The organism is Sphingobium sp. AP49 (assembly GCF_000281715.2).
GTDB lineage: Bacteria > Pseudomonadota > Alphaproteobacteria > Sphingomonadales > Sphingomonadaceae > Sphingobium.
Genome location: NZ_CP124576.1, coordinates 2010167 through 2026478, shown reverse-complemented (window position 1 = coordinate 2026478; position 16312 = coordinate 2010167). Strand labels below are relative to the sequence as shown.

Here is a 16312-nt window from a genome sequence, read left to right as displayed (position 1 = left end):
GGGCTTTTATTTCGCGTTTTTCCGAAGAAAATGGGGCGATCGACGGGATCCGAACCCGCGACCTCCGGTACCACAAACCGGCGCTCTAACCAACTGAGCTACGATCGCCACAGGGGCATTTGCCCCGCGAGAAGGGCCACATATGCGGCCCACCCCTGCCCGTCAAGCAGCTTATGCACGATCGGAAAAGAATAAGATGTCGGCAGCGTCCAGATGCCGGCAGGCATCACATGCCTGCGGTCTTCAGCCGGGTGCGCAGGGTCGACAGATCCGCTTCGGACATACGAGGGCGATCGCCTGCCGGCTTCCCCCTGCGCAGCTTCTTTCGATCTTTTTCCGGAGGGTCTACTGCCCGTACCCACACCGCCGCGTGCCCCGTGGCGCGAATTCCCAATTCTTCGGCAGCGCCGCGCGACAGATCGATGATCCTTCCACGTCCCGAAAATGGTCCACGGTCGTTGATGCGCACCAGGATCGTGCGCCCCGTATCCAGAGCCGTCACTTCGACATAGGCTGGTAATGGCAGGGTTGTATGGGCAGCCGTGATCCAGCCTGGATGAAAACGTTCACCACTGGCGGTACGATTGCCCGATTCCGATCCATACCAGCTCGCATAACCGACCAGATCATAGCCTGGCTGTGCCGCTGGCACATAGGTCGTGCCACGGACGCTATAAGGCTTTCCTATCCTGACCGGCATATCACTGACCGGGCGAAAATTTCCGCCGCCACAGGCTGATAACAGTCCCAGCAGCAAGGCTGTAGCAATGCTCCGCTCGATCACTCTCATGTCCCCTCCTACCGCCACGAGCCGGCAAGGTCGAGACAGTCGAACCGGTCGCACCGGCCATCCATCGCGCAACGCCATGAAAAAAGGGGCAGAGACCCCCGGCCCCTACCCCTTCCTTTCGACATGCTCGCGCGCAACGGGTTGTCCCTATTGCCGCGCTACTCTCCCTCACACCTACTTCCGACCGCGACGCCGGTAAATCGTCAGACGAAAATGCGCCCGACCGGGCGCATCAACATCATTAGTTGACCGAATCCTTCAAGCCCTTGCCGGCCTTGAACTTCGGCTGCGACGACGCCTTGATCGTCATCGTTTCACCGGTGCGCGGATTACGGCCGGTCGAAGCCTTGCGCTGCGAGACGGAGAAAGTACCAAAACCAACCAGGCGCACTTCGTCGCCCTTCTTCAGCGCGCCGGTGATGGCGTCGAACACGCCCTCGACCGCCTTGCTGGCGTCGCTCTTGCTGAGACCGCTGCTTTCAGCGACGGCGCTGATAAGATCCTGCTTGTTCATGCCTTGGGAACCCCCTTTTTAGCTGTTTGATAGTCAAGGAATCGCGGCGTAGGCGGGGCAATAAGGCGCAGCTTTCAAGCGGTGTCAAAGGGAAAGCGATAAATGCGGCGGGTTCGGCGTGTTTTTACCCGAAGGGGCCAAAACACGCCGAAAACCGGGCATTAATGACGCATGGCAGGATCGCCGTCCCGACCCTGTCCGGGACTCGGCTGGGCGGCAAGATCATCCTCTTCGGTCCAGGCGATCGCCTCTGGCACCGACAACAGTGCGCGTGCCAACACCTCGTCGACATGCGACACCGGCACGATTTCCAGTTCCTCCAAAATATTGGCTGGAATTTCCGCTAGGTCTTTCTCGTTTTCCTGCGGGATCAGCACCGTCTTGATACCACCGCGCAGCGCCGCGAGAAGCTTTTCCTTGAGGCCGCCGATCGGCAATACGCGCCCGCGCAGCGTGACCTCGCCAGTCATCGCAACATCCTTGTGGACGGGAATGCCGGTCAGTGTCGACACGATCGTCGTGACCATGCCGATGCCCGCCGAGGGGCCATCCTTGGGCACGGCGCCCTCGGGCAGATGGATATGAATGTCTTTGCGGTTGAACAGGCTCGGCTTGATCCCATAGCCGGGCGAGCGGGCTTTGACGTAGGAAAAAGCCGCCTGCACCGATTCGTTCATCACTTCACCGAGCTTGCCGGTGGTCTTGATCAGCCCCTTGCCCGGCACGGTGACCGCCTCGATCGTCAGCAACTCGCCGCCGACCTCTGTCCAGGCCAGGCCAGTGACGGCACCGATCTGATGCTCATCCTCGCCCACGCCATGGCGGAATTTCCGCACGCCGGCATAATCGGCCAGATTGTCGGGCGTGATCACGACCTTGTCGAATGCGCCTTCCAGAATCTTGCGCAGCGCCTTGCGGGCGAGACGCGCGACTTCACGCTCCAACGTGCGGACGCCGGCTTCGCGCGTATAGTAGCGAATGAGGTCGCGAATGGCGTCCTCCGTCACTTCAAACTCGCCATCCTTGAGGCCATGGGCATCGATCTGCTTGGGCACCAGATGGCGCTGGGCGATCTCGACCTTCTCGTCCTCGGTATAGCCTTCGAGCCGGATGATCTCCATACGGTCGAGCAAAGGCTGCGGCAGGTTCAGCGAGTTGGCCGTCGTCACGAACATCACATCCGAAAGGTCGACGTCGATTTCCAGATAATGGTCCTGGAACTTGCTGTTCTGTTCCGGGTCCAGCACCTCAAGCAGGGCGGAGGCCGGGTCGCCACGGAAATCCTGGCCCAGCTTGTCGATCTCGTCGAGCAGGAAGAGCGGGTTCATCGTCCCCGCCTTCTTGAGGTTCGACACGACCTTGCCCGGCAACGAGCCGATATAGGTGCGGCGGTGGCCACGGATTTCGGCCTCGTCACGCACGCCGCCCAACGACTGACGCACGAACTCACGCCCGGTCGCCTTGGCGATCGAGCGGCCGAGCGAGGTCTTGCCCACGCCCGGCGGTCCGACGAGGCACAGGATCGGCCCCTTCAGCTTGTTGGTGCGCGCCTGTACCGCCAAATATTCGATGATCCGGTCCTTGACCTTCTCCAGGGCGAAATGATCCTCGTCCAGGATCGCCTGCGCCTTCTTGAGATCGGTCTTGACCTTGCCCTTCTTGCCCCAGGGCAGGCCGAGCAGCACATCGAGATAATTGCGCACGACCGTGGCTTCGGCCGACATGGGCTGCATGCCCTTGAGCTTCTTCAGCTCCGCCGTCGCCTTGGCCCGGGCTTCCTTACTGAGCTTGGTCTTGGCAATCTTCTCGGTCAGTTCGGCAAGTTCGTCGCCTTCCTCGCCCTCGCCATTGCCCAGCTCACGCTGAATCGCCTTCAACTGCTCGTTGAGATAATATTCGCGCTGGGTCTTTTCCATCTGGCGCTTCACGCGGCCACGGATCTTCTTTTCGACCTGCAGCACGCCCAGCTCGCCTTCCATGAAGGCGAACACCATCTCCAGGCGCTTGACCGGATCGGCCTCGACCAGAAGCGACTGCTTGTCAGCGACCTTGACGTTGATATTGGCTGCGACCGCATCGGCGAGGCGCCCTGCCTCCTCGATCTCGCGCAACTGAACCGGCGTTTCCGCTGGCAGCTTCTTGTTGAGCTTGGCGTAATTTTCAAACTGTTCGGCGACCGAGCGCATCAGCGCCGCCGCCTCCGGTCCTTCGGCCGCCGCTTCTTCCACCGGATCGACCTGCGCGATCAGATAACCGGTTTCGGCTACCGACATATCGGCGAGCTGGGCGCGATGCTTGCCCTCGACCAGGACGCGTACCGTGCCATCAGGCAATTTCAACAGCTGGAGCACGACCGACACGACGCCGGTATCATACAGCGCGTCCTTGCCCGGATCATCCTCGGCCGGATCGAGCTGGGACACCAGGAAAATTTCCTTGTTGCCCTCCATTGCAGCTTCGAGCGCGCCCACGCTCTTGTCGCGACCAACGAACAGCGGGACAATCATCTGCGGGAAAACGACGATGTCGCGCAGGGGCAAAAGGGGATATTGCGTAGTCATTCACTCTCCAGGGCCAAAGCAACGGCCCGTCATACGGTTCCCCCTCTTTATGGGGACGACCGCAGCGCCAATCAATCGACCAGCATCATATTGCCGCAACGATGAACAAGGCCTTATCCGCCATCTTACCCAGATGGCACCGATAAGCGCCTGAAATCAGAACGGCAGCTTAAAGCCGGGAGGCAGTGGCAGACCAGCGGTCATCTTGCCCATTTCTGCATTGCTGACCTCATCCGCTTTCTTGCGCGCATCGTTGAAGGCGGCAGCGACCAGATCTTCGAGCATCTGCTTTTCCGACGGCGCGAGCAGGCTGTCGTCGATCGACACGCCGACAATCCGCCCCTTGGCCGAGGCGCGTACCTTGACCAGGCCGCCGCCAGCCGCACCTTCGACCTCGATCTTGTCCAGATTGTCCTGCGCGCGCTGCAATTCTTCCTGCACGCGGCTGGCCATGCCCAATATCTCGTTCAAATCCTTCATGCTTCCGCACTCCATTGTTCGAGCTGGTCATCCAGCTCGGCATCGGGGAAGGCTGCCATCGCCGCCTTGACCACCGGGGTTTCCAATATTTCAGCGCGCGTATCGGCGCGTTGCTGCTGTTCCTTTTCCAGCAAAGTCGGCGCGCCAGTCGCATCACTCTGCGCCACCTTCCAGGCGACACCGGTCACTTCCCGCAAAGCCGGCGTGATGCGGCCAAGAAAGTCCGACGACAGGCTGGGCGTCACGCGATAATCCAGTTCGGGCGGAGCATAGCGGACCAGGCTGACGGAATCATGCAATTCCTGCGCGAGCTGCCCCTTGCCCTTTTGCCAGAACGCCTCGATCAGGTCTTCAAAGGTGACCGGCAACTGTGATCCCGGCGTGGCTGCGGGCACCGGGGCGGCAGACGCGGTGGCAGGTGCAGCAAGCGCCATCGGCGCACCGCCCTGCAGCATCCGGGCAAGATCGCTCGGGTCGGGCATAGTCGCGGCATACATCACGCGCAGCAACGCCATCTCGCACGCCTCGATCGGCAGTGCCGCGCTCGCCACCTCATCATGCCCCTTGAGCATCAACTGCCACAGGCGATGCAGCGGACCAAAGCCGATCTGCGACGCCCAATCGGCCAGCGCCTCCCGCTCCTCCAGCGATTGCCCCGGACTGGCGATATCCCGACCGGCCTTTATCAGCGTCACTGCGTGAACCAATTCCAGCAGGCCCCGCATCAGCGCCAGCGGCTCGACTCCCAGCGCATATTGGTCGCGGACCGCGCCCAGCAATATGGCCGTGTCGCCTTCGAGCAGCAGGCCCAGCAGGCGCCGCACCGATCCGCGATCCGACAGGCCCAGCATGTCGCGCACCTGGGCAGCAGTCACCATCGGCTCGCCCTCGCCCATTTCGGCATGGGCAATCGCCTGGTCCAGGATCGACAGACCATCGCGCGCGGACCCTTCGGCCGCCTGGGCGATCAGCGACAGCGCATCAGGCTCGGCCGCGACCTGTTCCGCCTCCACCACATGGGCGAAATGGCCGGCCAGCATCTCAGCCGGAATGCGACGCAGGTCGAACCGCTGGCAGCGCGACAGCACCGTCACCGGCACCTTGTTCACTTCCGTGGTTGCGAACAGGAATTTCACATGGGCCGGCGGCTCCTCCAGCGTCTTGAGAAGCGCGTTGAACGCATTCTTTGAGAGCATATGGACTTCGTCGATGATGTAGATCTTGTAGCGCGCCGACACGGCGGCATAGCGCACCGCCTCGATGATCTCTCGCACATCGTCGACGCCGGTATGGCTGGCGGCGTCCATCTCGACCACGTCGATATGCCGCCCCTCGGCAATCGCCACACAGGGTTCGCACACGCCGCAAGGGTCGATCGTCGGCCCGCCCTGTCCATCCGGGCCGATGCAGTTCAGCGCCTTGGCGATCAACCGCGCGGTCGACGTCTTGCCGACGCCGCGCACGCCGGTCATCAGGAAGGCATGAGCGAGGCGGCCACGCCGGATCGCATTGCCCAGCGTCTGGACCATCGCGTCCTGCCCGATCAGCTCGCGAAAGTTACGCGGACGATATTTGCGCGCAAGCACGCGATAGGGCTGAGGGGAATCGGACATGCCTGTTTCCTAACCGTTCGGGTGCGGCTTGTCGAAGCCCGTTGGGCCATCGTGAAAGATCATGCTGTGCGGAGAGGTGGGAGCCGGAACGACCCGCAGAAAAATCGTTGTGGCTGCTTCCGTCAGGATCTGACCAGGTTGGCGACGACTGCGTCCGCCCGACTCCCGGGCGGGCATATGGCGAAGTCATGACAGGATGGCAAGGCCCCTGTCGCCTCACCGTTCAGTCCAGTCCGCTCTTCTTCGCCTTGCTGACAAATTCGAGCGCCGAATGGGCCGCTTCGGCGATCGCGGCCTCTGCTGCCTTCTGGTCGACGGTCGGGCGATCGAGATAGATCGCCAATATATATTCCTCGCCGCTCGGCGCCTTTACCAGCGCGACGTCATTATAGGCCGTGCCGCAACTGCCGGTCTTGCTGCCCGAGGTCCAGCCTTCGGGCAGGCCCGCCTTGATCCGCTTGTCACCGGTGGTGCTGGCATTGAGCCAGCCGCGCAGCCTGTCAGCGTCGGCCGCCTGCATGTCCCGGAACAGCAGCCGGCTCATCAGCCCGGCCATGGCGGCGGGACTGGTCGTATCGCGCCCATCACCCTCGATATTCTCGTTAAGGGCCGGTTCGTTGCGATCGAGCCGGGTAATCTTGTCGCCATGGGCACGCATGAAGGCAGTCAGCCCTTCCGGACCGCCCAGCATCGGCAGCAGCAGGTTGGCGGCGCTGTTGTCGCTCACTTCGACTGCGGCCTGCGCCAACTCGGCCATCGACATGCGTCCGCGCTTCCTGTTCTTCTTCACTACAGGCGCGTAATCGAGAATATCGTCCTTGGTGAAAGGGATCTCTCCATCCAGACCAAATTTGCCGCCCTCCGCGCCGATCAGCACGGCGGCGGCAAGCGGCGCCTTGAAGGTCGAGCACATGGCAAAGCGATCGTCGCGATTGAAGCCAAGGATGAGTGCGCCGTCGCGGTCGACCAGCGCAATGCCCATGCGCCCGCCCGTCTCCTCCTCGATTTCCTTTGGATTGCGGACCGAGGTCAGGGCCGATTGCGGCACCAGATATCGGGGCGCCGGGGGTAACTGTGTCGGCAGGACCGGCACATCCTCAGCCTTCTTGGCGGGAGCCTTCTTCTTGGGTGCGGCGGACAGCGGCATGGCGACAAGCAGGCAGGCGGTCAGCGCCGCGAAGGACAGGGACTTGCGGACGGCCATGCTCACATACCTTGCATATTATAGAATTCACCCGGGATACGGACGGTCAGCGTCTCCATGTCCTGGGTCAGCACGATCTGGCAGGACAGGCGGCTGGTGCGGGTCGCGGCGGCGGCCAGATCCAGCATATCCTCCTCATCCTCGCTCGCCCGCGGCAATTTCGCGAAATCGGCGGCGTCGACGATGACATGGCAGGTCGAACAGGCCATCTGCCCTTCGCACGTTCCTTCCAGCGGCTGGCCCGCCGCCTGTGCAACCTCCAGCAGGACGGCCCCGGCAGGCGCATCGACCTCCAGTCGATTTTCGCCGTCGGCGCTGATGAAGGTGACCATGGTCATGCTATGCGACGCTCCCTGCTCACGACGCCGCTTGTGCGGTCGCCGCCCCGTTAATCACCTTCGCAGCCTCCTCTAGTTCGGCCGATGTCGTGTACCGGCCAAAGCCGATCCGCACCGATCCGCGCGCCTGGCTGTCTGTAAGCCCCAGGGCGCGCAGCACATGGCTAGGCCTCCCGGACCCGCTCGCGCAAGCGCTGCCGAGCGAAAAAGAAACATTGCGGCAATCGGACAACAATCGCGCGCCGTCGATGCCGGGGCGCCGAAGATTGAGATTGCCGGGATAACGCGCATCCGCGCTGCCGTTCAGCGTCCAATCGGCGAACAGCACGCGCGCCTGCGCAGACAGCGCGGCGACATGGGCGCGGTCGGCCTCCGCCCGCTCCCGCATCAGCCGCGCCGCCACGCCAAAGCCCGCGCACAAGGCGGGCGACAGCGTGCCCGAGCGCAGCCCGCCTTCCTGCCCGCCGCCATGGATCAGCGGATCAATCTTCACTCCGTCACGCAGCCACAGCGCGCCAATCCCCTTCGGGCCGTGGATCTTGTGCGCGCTGATCGCCACCATGTCGCACGGATCGGGGATCGGCACCCGGCCATAGCCCTGCACCGCATCGCACAGAAACATAGCGCCCGCGCCATGGGCCAGGTCGGCGAGCGCGGCAACCGGCTGGATCACGCCGATCTCGTTATTGACCAGCATGGCGACGACCAGCGCCACCCCCGGCACGATCGCCCGCTCCGCCGCGTCCAGATCGACCAGCCCGTCGCCATCCACCGGCAGGACCGTCACCGCCCGACCCGTCCGCCGCATCGCCGCCACCGTATCCAGCACGGCGGCATGTTCGGTCGCAATGGTGACGATGCCGCCCGCCGGCGCGCCCTGGATCGCGATGTTGAGCGCTTCGGTCGCCCCCGATGTGAAGAGCAGCCGGCCGCCCGGCGGCAGCAATTGGCCGATCATGTCGCGCGCCAGTTCCACCTGCGCCGCGGCCATACGCCCGGCGCGATGCGCGCTGTGGGGATTGGCGAACTGGTCGCGCAGCAGCGGTACCATCGCGTCAAAGACTTCGGGCGCCAGCGGCGTCGTCGCCTGATAATCGAGATAGATCACCGGCCCGCCCGCTCCGCCATGGCGGTCCATGTGGCAAGGAAGCGATCGACATCCGCCGCGCTCGTCTGCGGACCGAAACTCACCCGCACCACCTCGCCTGCCGCCGCCGCGTCCCAGCCCATGGCGCCCAGCACATGGCTGGTCTTGAGCGATCCGGACGAACAGGCGCTGCCCGCCGACACGGAAATGCCGGCAAGGTCGAACTGGATCAGTTGCGCCCGCGCCGACAGGCCGGGCATGCGATAGCTGGCGATCACCGGCAGGCGCGGCGCATCGCGCGCAACGATTTCGCCGCCCGCCGCCTCGATCCCGGCGTCCAGCCGCGCCCGCAGCGCGGCGGCCACCGGCATCCACTCGCCCCGCGCATCCAGCGCCGCCGCCATCGCCATGATCGCGGGCAGATTTTCGGTCCCGGCGCGATAGCCCTGCTCCTGCCCGCCGCTCGGTTCGACCAGCGCCAGATCGCGGATCAGCAGCGCGCCGATCCCCGGCGGCCCGCCGAATTTATGCGCGCTGATCGCAATCATGTCGGCGTCGGGCAATGCCAGCTTGCCCGCGCTCTGGGCGCAGTCGGCAAACAGCAGCAGTCCCGCGCGCCGGAAATCCGCCAGCGGCTGGATCACGCCCGTCTCATTATTCACATGCTGGATCGCGACGAGGCTGCCGGGCGCCAGCTCCGGCAACAGCACCCGGCCATTGCCATCCACCGCCAGCCGCTGTGCATCCCGGGTCACGCGCAGCACGGCGTCATGTTCGACCGGCGAGGTGATGATTCGCGCCGCCTTTGCGCGGGTCAGGGCGATGGCAATCGCCTCGCTCGCGCCGGACGTAAAGAGGATATGGCCATCCCAGTCCAGCGCCGCCGCGATCCGACGCCGCGCATCCTCCAGCATGGCCCGCGCCGCGCGCCCGTCGCTGTGCGGGCTGGAGGGGTTGGCCCAGCCGGCCATAGCGGCGACCATCGCCGCCTGCGCCTGCGGCAACATCGGGGTGGTCGCGGCATGATCGAGATAAAGACGGTCGGCGGCCAAGCGGGGATTACTCATTGATTGCGGAAATGGCGGCGGCATCTATATAGGCGGATTGCCGCGCTGCGCCAGCGTGAAGGCCCCATGGCCAAGCCCCGGCGCGCGCACAGACCTTTATCCCCGCTGCCCCTGTGGCGGCCCAGACCATAACAGGTGCCATGCCCGACGTCATTTTCCCCGGTCCCGAAGGTCGCCTCGAAGGCCGCTTCAGCCCCCCGCCCCGCCCGCGCGCGCCGGTCGCCATGATCCTGCACCCGCACCCGCAGGGCGGCGGCACGATGAACGACCGCATCACCCAGGCGCTCTACAAGACCTTCGTGAAGCGCGGCTTTGCCGTGCTGCGCTTCAACTTCCGTGGCGTCGGCCGCAGCCAGGGCACGTTCGACAATGGCATCGGCGAACTCAGCGATGCCGCAGCGGCGCTCGACTGGGTGCAGAGCTTCCACCCCGAAGCGCAGACCACCTGGATCGCCGGCTTCTCCTTCGGCGCCTGGATCGGCATGCAGCTGCTGATGCGCCGTCCGGAAATCCGCGGCTTCATTTCGGTCGCGCCGCCGGCCAACATGTATGATTTCTCCTTCCTGGCACCCTGCCCCTCGTCGGGCATCATCGTCCAGGGCACGGCCGACGAAGTGGTGACCGCCAGCGCGGTGCAGAAGCTGGTCGACAAGCTGCGCACCCAGAAGGGCATCACCATCCACCATGACGAGATCAAGGGTGCCAACCACTTCTTCGAGCATGAGCTGGACCAGTTGATGAAGTCGGTCGACAATTATCTCGACATGCGCCTGTCGCCGGACTCGCCGATCCGCTGAGGACCGACCCGATCGGAACGATATGAGGGGCAGCCGCAGGGCGGCCCCTTTTTCTTTGCCTCCCGTCAGCGCGGCAGCCGCGTTTCCACGGTCGGGGCCGGATTGCCGCGATAGCGGAAGTCGCGCAGTATGACCTCGCCGCTGCCGGCCGCATAAATGCCCAGCCGCAGGCTCAGGAAGCCGCCGAACACATTATGATGCATGCCCGACACTTCCATGCGGCTGTCATGGCGGGTCCAGCTCTGCCCCTCATCCTGCGAATAGAAAAGGGTGACGACATTCTCCTCATTGCGCAGCCGCAGTCGCAACGAACGCCCGTTCAGCGGCTTGCGCGCCCAGCCCAGCTCCTCCGAATATTCGAATAGCTTGAGCGTGTCGGGCGTGAACCCCAGCCCGACAAAGGCCTTGTGATTATAGAAGAGCAGCAGCCCCGCCTCGGCATCGCCGACAAGGTCGAAGGACAGTTCCGCCTCATAGGATCGATCCCCGACGATGCAGGTCAGCGGCGCGGAATCGGCTGGCGACGCGCCCCGACCCGTCAGTACCAGCCGCCTGTCGCCATAGCGCGCCCGCGCCGCCTCATCTGCGGCCGGCTGATGGAAACTCCACTGCACGCCCATCCGGTCTGTCGAAAAATCGTCGCTCAGCCCCGGCGCCGCCAGCGCCGGCCGGGCGGTACGCGGCTTGCGCAGCGGGCGGGACAAGTCGCCGCCCAGCGCCCGGAACCAGCCATCCTGCGTCCACTCGATCGGCTCCAGCAGGGTCTGTCGGCCCAGCGTACGGAAATCCCTCTCATAGCCATGATAGACCATCCACCAGTCGCCCGCCGGCCCCTCCACCAGCGTTGCATGGCCGCGCGACCACCAGGGTTCATCGGTCGACCGGGTCCGCACGATCGGATTGTGCGGGCAATGTTCCCAGGGGCCATGGACCGATCGGGACCGCGCCGCGATCACCATATGGCCGGTGGCCGGCCCCGCCGTCCCGCCGACCGCCGTCACCAGATAGAACCAGCCATTGCGGCGCAGCAGCTTGGGGCCTTCCGGCGCAAAATTCTCGACCACCCAGTCATCGGGATAGCGCCAGGGCGCATAGGCCGGCTCCAACACGCCGTCGGTCGCCAGCCCATCGTCGCTCAGCCGGATCTTGCGGATGCCGTTGGTGAACAGATAGCGGCGCCCGTCCTCGCCGACTACATGGCCCGGGTCGATACAGCCGTCGATCTTGAGGTCGATGGGCGCACTCCATGGCCCCTCGATCCGGTCTGCCCAAATCACATAGATGGACCAGCCCTTTCCGGTCGGATCGGCCGGGATATAGATGAAATAGCGGCCCTCATGCTTGACCAGATCGACCGCCCAGATCGCACCCAGCGGCTGGTGCAGCGCCGGTCCGACCGGCTGCCAGTTGATCAGGTCTGTCGACCGCCAGATCACCAGCGCCGGATAGGAATAGAAGGAGGAGAAGGTCATATAATAGACCTCTCCATCCTTCAGGATCGTGGGATCGGGATGATCGCCCGCGACGATCGGGTTCTGGTATGTACCGTTGCCAAGATCGGCCCGGCGCTGGCCATCGGCGCCACGCGGTGCCGGGGCGGCCGGCAATATCGTCCGGCCGGGCGCGGAGGCGGCAACGCCTGCGCCGATCAGCGCCGACTTGACCAGATTGCGCCGCGAAACCGTCATTCATCCTCTCCCATCCGTATCGGACGGAATTGGTAGCGCTAACCAAGCCGCTGGTCGAGGGCGCTGTTAGAGCGCCCGCATCCAGAATTGCATCGGATGGCTGATCTTTTCGCTGCCGCCGATTTCCTTCCAGCTCATGTCGCACAGCGCGCCCTCGATCGGGGCATAGCCGCGCTTGCGCCAGAAGGGGGCGAGATCACGGGCGTCGGCCGGGCGGCGCGGATCATCCTCTTTGCGGACCACGCCGCAGAAGATCGCATAATCGGCGCCGGCCTCCCGCGCCGCCGCCTCGCGCGCGTCGAAGAAGAGATGGCCGATACCGCGGCCATGATAGGCCGGCAGCAGCACGGACTCGCCGAAATAGAAGCTGCGCGCGACATCGATGCCGGCCGCGACCAGCGGCGCGACCAGGCTGTCGGGCTGGCCCGCCAGCGGCGAGGCTGTGGCGATGCCGACCGGCTCCTCGCCGATCCGCGCCCGCACCAGCGTTGCGCGCTCGCTCGCCAGGAAATCGCGCAGATACTCCTCCTCATGCGCGGCGTCGCCCTCATAGAGATAGGGCCACTCGCGGAAGATCCGGATGCGCAGCGTCGCCAGCGCCTCCAGCCCTTCCGCATCACTGGTCACGCGGTCGACGATGATCGACGGCTCGGTCATTCTGCAATCTCCTGATCTTCGATTTGCGGCACGGCCGGCGCATCGTCGCGCGCGGCATCGCTGGCCATCTGCGCGATCACGTCCGATCCCGCGCCATTCTGGATGATGTGGAAGGGCACATGCTGTTCGGGCCAGTGGCGGAAGGGCAGCACCGTGCCGTCGGCGCGCAGCGCGTCGACCATGGCCAGGTCGATATCCGCCACCACCCAGGCCGGGCCGTTCGCCTGCCCCAGCGCGATCACGCCGTCGTCGGGCATTGTGCCGTCGGGCGGACCAAAGGCACCGGCGGCGCCAAAATTCTCGTCCATGCAGGGTAACCAGGGGGCCATGCCGACGCTGGGCGACTGGACGACGAAGCATTGATTTTCCATCGCCCGCGCCTGCGCGCCGATCCGCACCCGCCAATAGCCCTGCATCGTGTCGGTGGCCGATGGCGTCAGGATCAGCTTGGCGCCGGCTTCTGCCTGCGCCCGCGCGATCATCGGAAATTCGACATCGTAGCAGATGGAGATGCCGACCGGACCGATCGGCGTGTGGATGAGGTTGATGCTGTCGCCGCCGCTGATGCCCCAGCGCTCGCGCTCGAACCGGGTCATCATGATCTTGTCCTGATGGCCGGTGGTGCCGTCGGGACAGAAGAGCCAGGCGCGATTGACGATCCGCCCGTCGCTGGTCCGCACCGGCCGGCTGCCCGCCAGGATCATGATGTCGAGCCGCGCCGCAAGCTCGGCATGGACGCGGTCATAGGCCTCGCCAAACTGCATCACCAGGTCGAGCGAGGCAGTGAGGTCGGCCGCCCGCTCGGGATCGATCCCGGCCAGTTCCATCGCCGCATATTCGGGGAAGATCGCCAGGGTCGCGCCCAGCGCGGCGGCTTCCTCCACCCAGCGGGTCAGCTTTTCCTGCCAGGCGGCAAAGCTCGGCACCTGCTCGATCGGATATTGGGCGGCGGCAACGCGGATTTGGGTCAAGGATACCTCGGGATGGGATGGCGACAGGTCAGGCGGCGGCTTTAGCGCCCTTCGACCTGCGCGATCCAGTCGGCGAGATTATAATGGTTGGAAATGCGGGCGATGCGGCCCTCCACGATATCGAAGAAGGCGCCGACGCGCAGATGATAGGTCTGGCCGGCGGCCGGCGGCAGCCTCTCGTCGGTCACCAGATAGCGGCCATCCAGCAGGAACTCGGCCGCCGCCCGTGTGCCCTCCGCATTGGCCAGCACGATCGGGTCGATCACCGTCTCCGCATAGCAAAGGTTCATATGGGCGAGAAAATCGGCGAAGGCCGCCTTGCCGATGCGGACCATGCCCTGGCTCGGCTCGTGCCGCACATCGTCGGCCAGCAGCGCCAGCATTCCCTCGGCATCCTGCCGGTTAAACGCGTCATAATAAGCATGGACCAGGGCCAGGGCCGCTTCGGACATGGGACACTCCTTGAAGGGATCAACGGGCGGATGGCGGCGGAGATGCAGGGATCGCACTGATCGCGACATTGCCGAACATGACCAGCCCCGCGACGATCATCAACGTGCCGCGCTTGCGGTCGCCGCGCTTCACGATCGCATAAATGCCGCCGCCGGTCAGGAGGATGCCCGCGAGCATCAATATCGAAAGGATCATGCTTGCCATCGGGCAGTCCATAGGAGGCCAGCTGGACTGTGGCAATTACCGGCCCATGCCCCTATGAGGCGCGCAGAAACGAATCACCCCAAGCCGCAGGGGAAGACCCCATGAAAATCGCCATCGCTTCCGATCATGCCGCCGTCGACCTGAAGGCCGAACTTGCGCAATGGTTGCGCGACGAGGGTCATGAGGTCGCCGACCTCGGCCCGGCCACCGCCGACCGCGTCGATTATCCCGATTATGGTTACAAGCTCGCGACGGCGGTCGCGTCGGGCGAAGCGGAACGCGGCATCGCGCTCTGCGGTTCGGGCATCGGCATCTCGATCGCCGTCAATCGCAACCCGGCCTGCCGCTGCGCCCTTGTCGGCGAACCGCTGTCGGCCGCGCTGTCGCGCGAGCATAATGACGCCAATGTGCTGGCCATGGGGGCGCGCCTGACCGGCGTCGACATGGCCAAGGCCTGCGTCACCGCCTTCCTCACCACCGAGTTCGGCGGTGGCCGCCATGCCGGCCGCGTCGAGAAACTGTCCCAGCCCGCGCTCTGAAAGGACTTGAGATGAGCACCGAAACAAGCTTCGCCACCTTGGCCCAGCCCAGCCTGTCCGACATTCGTCCGGAAGGCTATTTCACCGCAGGCCTGGCCGCTGCCGATCCGGCCGTGTTCGCCGGCGTCGCCCAGGAACTGAAGCGCGAGCAGACCCAGATCGAGCTGATCGCGTCGGAAAATATCGTGTCGCAGGCCGTGCTCGAAGCGCAGGGCAGCGTCTTCACCAACAAGTACGCCGAAGGCTATCCGGGCAAGCGCTATTATCAGGGCTGCGCCCCGTCGGACGTGGTAGAACAGCTCGCCATCGACCGCGCGAAGCAGTTGTTCGGTTGCCAGTTCGCCAACGTCCAGCCCCATTCGGGCGCACAGGCCAATGGCGGCGTCATGCTGGCGCTGGTCAAGCCGGGCGAAACCATCATGGGCCTGTCGCTCGATGCCGGTGGTCACCTGACACACGGTTCCAAGCCCAGCATGTCGGGCAAGTGGTTCAACGCCGTGCAATACGGCGTGCGCGAAGACACCCATGTCATCGACTATGACGCGGTCGAGGCCCAGGCGATCGAATGCAGCCCCAAGCTGATCATCGCGGGCGGCAGCGCCTATCCGCGCCAGATCGACTTCGCCCGCTTCCGCGCGATCGCGGACAAGGTCGGCGCGCTGCTGATGGTCGACATGGCCCACTTCGCCGGCCTCGTCGCCGGTGGCGCCCACCCCTCGCCCTTCGGCCATGCCCATGTCGTGACCACCACCACGCACAAGACGCTGCGCGGTCCGCGTGGCGGCATGATCATGACCGATGACGAGGCGATCGCCAAGAAGATCAATTCGGCGATCTTCCCCGGCCTTCAGGGCGGCCCGCTGATGCATGTCATCGCCGCCAAGGCTGTCGCCTTCGGCGAAGCGCTGCAGCCCGAATTCAAGACCTATGCCCAGGCGATCGTCACCAATGCCAAGGCGCTGGCCGGCAAGCTGGAGCAACGCGGCCTGGCCGTGGTCTCGGGCGGCACCGACACCCACCTCGCACTCATCGACCTGCGCCCCTATGGCATTTCGGGCAAGGATGCGGACGAGGCGCTGGAGCGCAGCTTCATCACCTGCAACAAGAATGGCGTGCCGGGCGACCCGCTGCCGCCGACCAAGACCAGCGGCATCCGCGTCGGTTCGCCGGCCGGCACCACCCGCGGTTTCGGCGTCGCCGAGTTCGAGGATATCGGCGACATGATCGCCGACGTTCTGGAAGGCCTGCGCGATAAGGGCGAAGCCGGCGATGCCGCCGTCGAAGCCAGCGTCCGCGAGCGTGTCGCTACGCTCTGCGCCCGCTTCCCCATCTACGAAGGGTAAGCCCGC

17 protein-coding genes, 1 tRNA gene and 1 other RNA gene are annotated in these 16312 nt (G+C 64.8%); 3 read left to right on the top strand and 16 right to left on the bottom strand.

Going from position 1 to position 16312, the window contains the following annotated elements; all coding sequences use genetic code 11:
• Nucleotides 1–31 precede the first annotated feature (31 nt).
• The 11 genes from PMI04_RS09935 to PMI04_RS09885 all read right to left on the bottom strand — a co-directional run bounded on the left by PMI04_RS09935 (nucleotide 32) and on the right by PMI04_RS09885 (nucleotide 9639).
• Nucleotides 32–108: transfer RNA gene (locus tag PMI04_RS09935), tRNA-His, on the bottom strand.
• Between the two features lie 118 nt (nucleotides 109–226).
• Entirely contained in the window at nucleotides 227–790 is a 564-nt protein-coding gene (locus PMI04_RS09930; protein WP_007708329.1) for a septal ring lytic transglycosylase RlpA family protein, read from the bottom strand.
• A gap of 241 nt (nucleotides 791–1031) precedes the next feature.
• On the bottom strand, nucleotides 1032–1304 hold the full coding sequence (locus PMI04_RS09925) for an HU family DNA-binding protein (protein ID WP_004207699.1): 273 nt from the start codon (nucleotides 1302–1304) through the stop codon (nucleotides 1032–1034).
• A gap of 161 nt (nucleotides 1305–1465) precedes the next feature.
• Nucleotides 1466–3865 (bottom strand): endopeptidase La, encoded by a 2400-nt coding sequence (gene lon / locus PMI04_RS09920; protein WP_007708333.1) that lies wholly within the window; start codon nucleotides 3863–3865, stop codon nucleotides 1466–1468.
• 156 nt (nucleotides 3866–4021) lie between these two features.
• On the bottom strand, nucleotides 4022–4345 hold the full coding sequence (locus tag PMI04_RS09915; RefSeq protein ID WP_007708335.1) for a YbaB/EbfC family nucleoid-associated protein: 324 nt from the start codon (nucleotides 4343–4345) through the stop codon (nucleotides 4022–4024).
• Nucleotides 4342–5958, bottom strand: a complete 1617-nt coding sequence (locus PMI04_RS09910) for a DNA polymerase III subunit gamma/tau (protein WP_007708337.1) — start codon at nucleotides 5956–5958, stop codon at nucleotides 4342–4344. The genes PMI04_RS09915 and PMI04_RS09910 overlap by 4 nt, the downstream gene beginning before the upstream one ends.
• Before the next feature lie 72 nt (nucleotides 5959–6030).
• Nucleotides 6031–6128: signal recognition particle sRNA small type (gene ffs / locus PMI04_RS09905), an RNA gene on the bottom strand.
• Between the two features lie 53 nt (nucleotides 6129–6181).
• The gene (locus PMI04_RS09900) at nucleotides 6182–7162 is read right to left on the bottom strand and encodes a class A beta-lactamase SGM-5 (RefSeq protein ID WP_007708339.1); all 981 of its coding nucleotides are present in this window, start codon (nucleotides 7160–7162) and stop codon (nucleotides 6182–6184) included.
• A 2-nt stretch (nucleotides 7163–7164) separates the two neighbouring features.
• Nucleotides 7165–7500, bottom strand: coding sequence for a 2Fe-2S iron-sulfur cluster-binding protein (locus PMI04_RS09895; RefSeq protein ID WP_007708341.1), 336 nt, complete (start codon nucleotides 7498–7500; stop codon nucleotides 7165–7167).
• Nucleotides 7501–7519: 19 nt separating this feature from the next.
• Nucleotides 7520–8638: a cysteine desulfurase family protein gene (locus PMI04_RS09890; protein WP_007708344.1), complete on the bottom strand. Its 1119-nt coding sequence runs from the start codon at nucleotides 8636–8638 to the stop codon at nucleotides 7520–7522.
• A complete protein-coding gene (locus PMI04_RS09885; RefSeq protein ID WP_037485996.1) occupies nucleotides 8605–9639 on the bottom strand; it encodes an aminotransferase class V-fold PLP-dependent enzyme in 1035 nt (344 codons plus the stop codon). The genes PMI04_RS09890 and PMI04_RS09885 overlap by 34 nt, the downstream gene beginning before the upstream one ends.
• A gap of 155 nt (nucleotides 9640–9794) precedes the next feature.
• Between PMI04_RS09885 and PMI04_RS09880 the strand changes: the two genes are divergently transcribed.
• A complete protein-coding gene (locus tag PMI04_RS09880; protein ID WP_004207708.1) occupies nucleotides 9795–10451 on the top strand; it encodes an alpha/beta hydrolase in 657 nt (218 codons plus the stop codon).
• A gap of 65 nt (nucleotides 10452–10516) precedes the next feature.
• Here the strand turns inward: PMI04_RS09880 and PMI04_RS09875 are convergent, their stop codons facing one another.
• From PMI04_RS09875 to PMI04_RS09855, 5 genes are all read right to left on the bottom strand, one after another.
• Entirely contained in the window at nucleotides 10517–12139 is a 1623-nt protein-coding gene (locus PMI04_RS09875) for a family 43 glycosylhydrolase (protein ID WP_007708348.1), read from the bottom strand.
• Nucleotides 12140–12205: 66 nt separating this feature from the next.
• The gene (locus PMI04_RS09870) at nucleotides 12206–12796 is read right to left on the bottom strand and encodes a GNAT family N-acetyltransferase (protein ID WP_007708350.1); all 591 of its coding nucleotides are present in this window, start codon (nucleotides 12794–12796) and stop codon (nucleotides 12206–12208) included.
• Nucleotides 12793–13767: a carbon-nitrogen hydrolase family protein gene (locus PMI04_RS09865; RefSeq protein ID WP_007708352.1), complete on the bottom strand. Its 975-nt coding sequence runs from the start codon at nucleotides 13765–13767 to the stop codon at nucleotides 12793–12795. Before PMI04_RS09865 ends, PMI04_RS09870 begins: the two co-directional genes overlap by 4 nt.
• Before the next feature lie 41 nt (nucleotides 13768–13808).
• Nucleotides 13809–14219: a ketosteroid isomerase-related protein gene (locus PMI04_RS09860; protein ID WP_283184877.1), complete on the bottom strand. Its 411-nt coding sequence runs from the start codon at nucleotides 14217–14219 to the stop codon at nucleotides 13809–13811.
• Between the two features lie 19 nt (nucleotides 14220–14238).
• The gene (locus PMI04_RS09855; RefSeq protein ID WP_007708435.1) at nucleotides 14239–14424 is read right to left on the bottom strand and encodes a hypothetical protein; all 186 of its coding nucleotides are present in this window, start codon (nucleotides 14422–14424) and stop codon (nucleotides 14239–14241) included.
• Nucleotides 14425–14525: 101 nt separating this feature from the next.
• Here PMI04_RS09855 and rpiB point away from each other — a divergent pair, with 101 nt between their 5' ends.
• Together rpiB and glyA are read left to right on the top strand one after the other, a co-directional pair.
• Complete coding sequence (gene rpiB / locus PMI04_RS09850) at nucleotides 14526–14963, top strand: ribose 5-phosphate isomerase B (RefSeq protein ID WP_007708429.1); 438 nt, start codon at nucleotides 14526–14528, stop codon at nucleotides 14961–14963.
• An 11-nt stretch (nucleotides 14964–14974) separates the two neighbouring features.
• Nucleotides 14975–16306, top strand: a complete 1332-nt coding sequence (gene glyA, locus PMI04_RS09845; RefSeq protein WP_007708428.1) for a serine hydroxymethyltransferase — start codon at nucleotides 14975–14977, stop codon at nucleotides 16304–16306.
• The last annotated feature ends 6 nt before the right edge of the window (nucleotides 16307–16312 follow it).

Bases quoted from the DNA above. Each gene is read 5' to 3' on its own strand.
- PMI04_RS09900 (WP_007708339.1), bottom strand. From the start codon at position 7,162: ATGGCCGTCCGCAAGTCCCTGTCCTTCGCGGCGCTGACCGCCTGCCTG.
- PMI04_RS09860 (WP_283184877.1), bottom strand. From the start codon at position 14,219: ATGTCCGAAGCGGCCCTGGCCCTGGTCCATGCTTATTATGACGCGTTT.
- PMI04_RS09880 (WP_004207708.1), top strand. From the start codon at position 9,795: ATGCCCGACGTCATTTTCCCCGGTCCCGAAGGTCGCCTCGAAGGCCGC.
- PMI04_RS09895 (WP_007708341.1), bottom strand. From the start codon at position 7,500: ATGACCATGGTCACCTTCATCAGCGCCGACGGCGAAAATCGACTGGAG.
- PMI04_RS09870 (WP_007708350.1), bottom strand. From the start codon at position 12,796: ATGACCGAGCCGTCGATCATCGTCGACCGCGTGACCAGTGATGCGGAA.
- PMI04_RS09875 (WP_007708348.1), bottom strand. From the start codon at position 12,139: ATGACGGTTTCGCGGCGCAATCTGGTCAAGTCGGCGCTGATCGGCGCA.
- PMI04_RS09855 (WP_007708435.1), bottom strand. From the start codon at position 14,424: ATGGCAAGCATGATCCTTTCGATATTGATGCTCGCGGGCATCCTCCTG.
- PMI04_RS09930 (WP_007708329.1), bottom strand. From the start codon at position 790: ATGAGAGTGATCGAGCGGAGCATTGCTACAGCCTTGCTGCTGGGACTG.
- glyA (WP_007708428.1), top strand. From the start codon at position 14,975: ATGAGCACCGAAACAAGCTTCGCCACCTTGGCCCAGCCCAGCCTGTCC.
- lon (WP_007708333.1), bottom strand. From the start codon at position 3,865: ATGACTACGCAATATCCCCTTTTGCCCCTGCGCGACATCGTCGTTTTC.
- rpiB (WP_007708429.1), top strand. From the start codon at position 14,526: ATGAAAATCGCCATCGCTTCCGATCATGCCGCCGTCGACCTGAAGGCC.
- PMI04_RS09915 (WP_007708335.1), bottom strand. From the start codon at position 4,345: ATGAAGGATTTGAACGAGATATTGGGCATGGCCAGCCGCGTGCAGGAA.
- PMI04_RS09890 (WP_007708344.1), bottom strand. From the start codon at position 8,638: ATGGACCGCCATGGCGGAGCGGGCGGGCCGGTGATCTATCTCGATTAT.
- PMI04_RS09925 (WP_004207699.1), bottom strand. From the start codon at position 1,304: ATGAACAAGCAGGATCTTATCAGCGCCGTCGCTGAAAGCAGCGGTCTC.
- PMI04_RS09910 (WP_007708337.1), bottom strand. From the start codon at position 5,958: ATGTCCGATTCCCCTCAGCCCTATCGCGTGCTTGCGCGCAAATATCGT.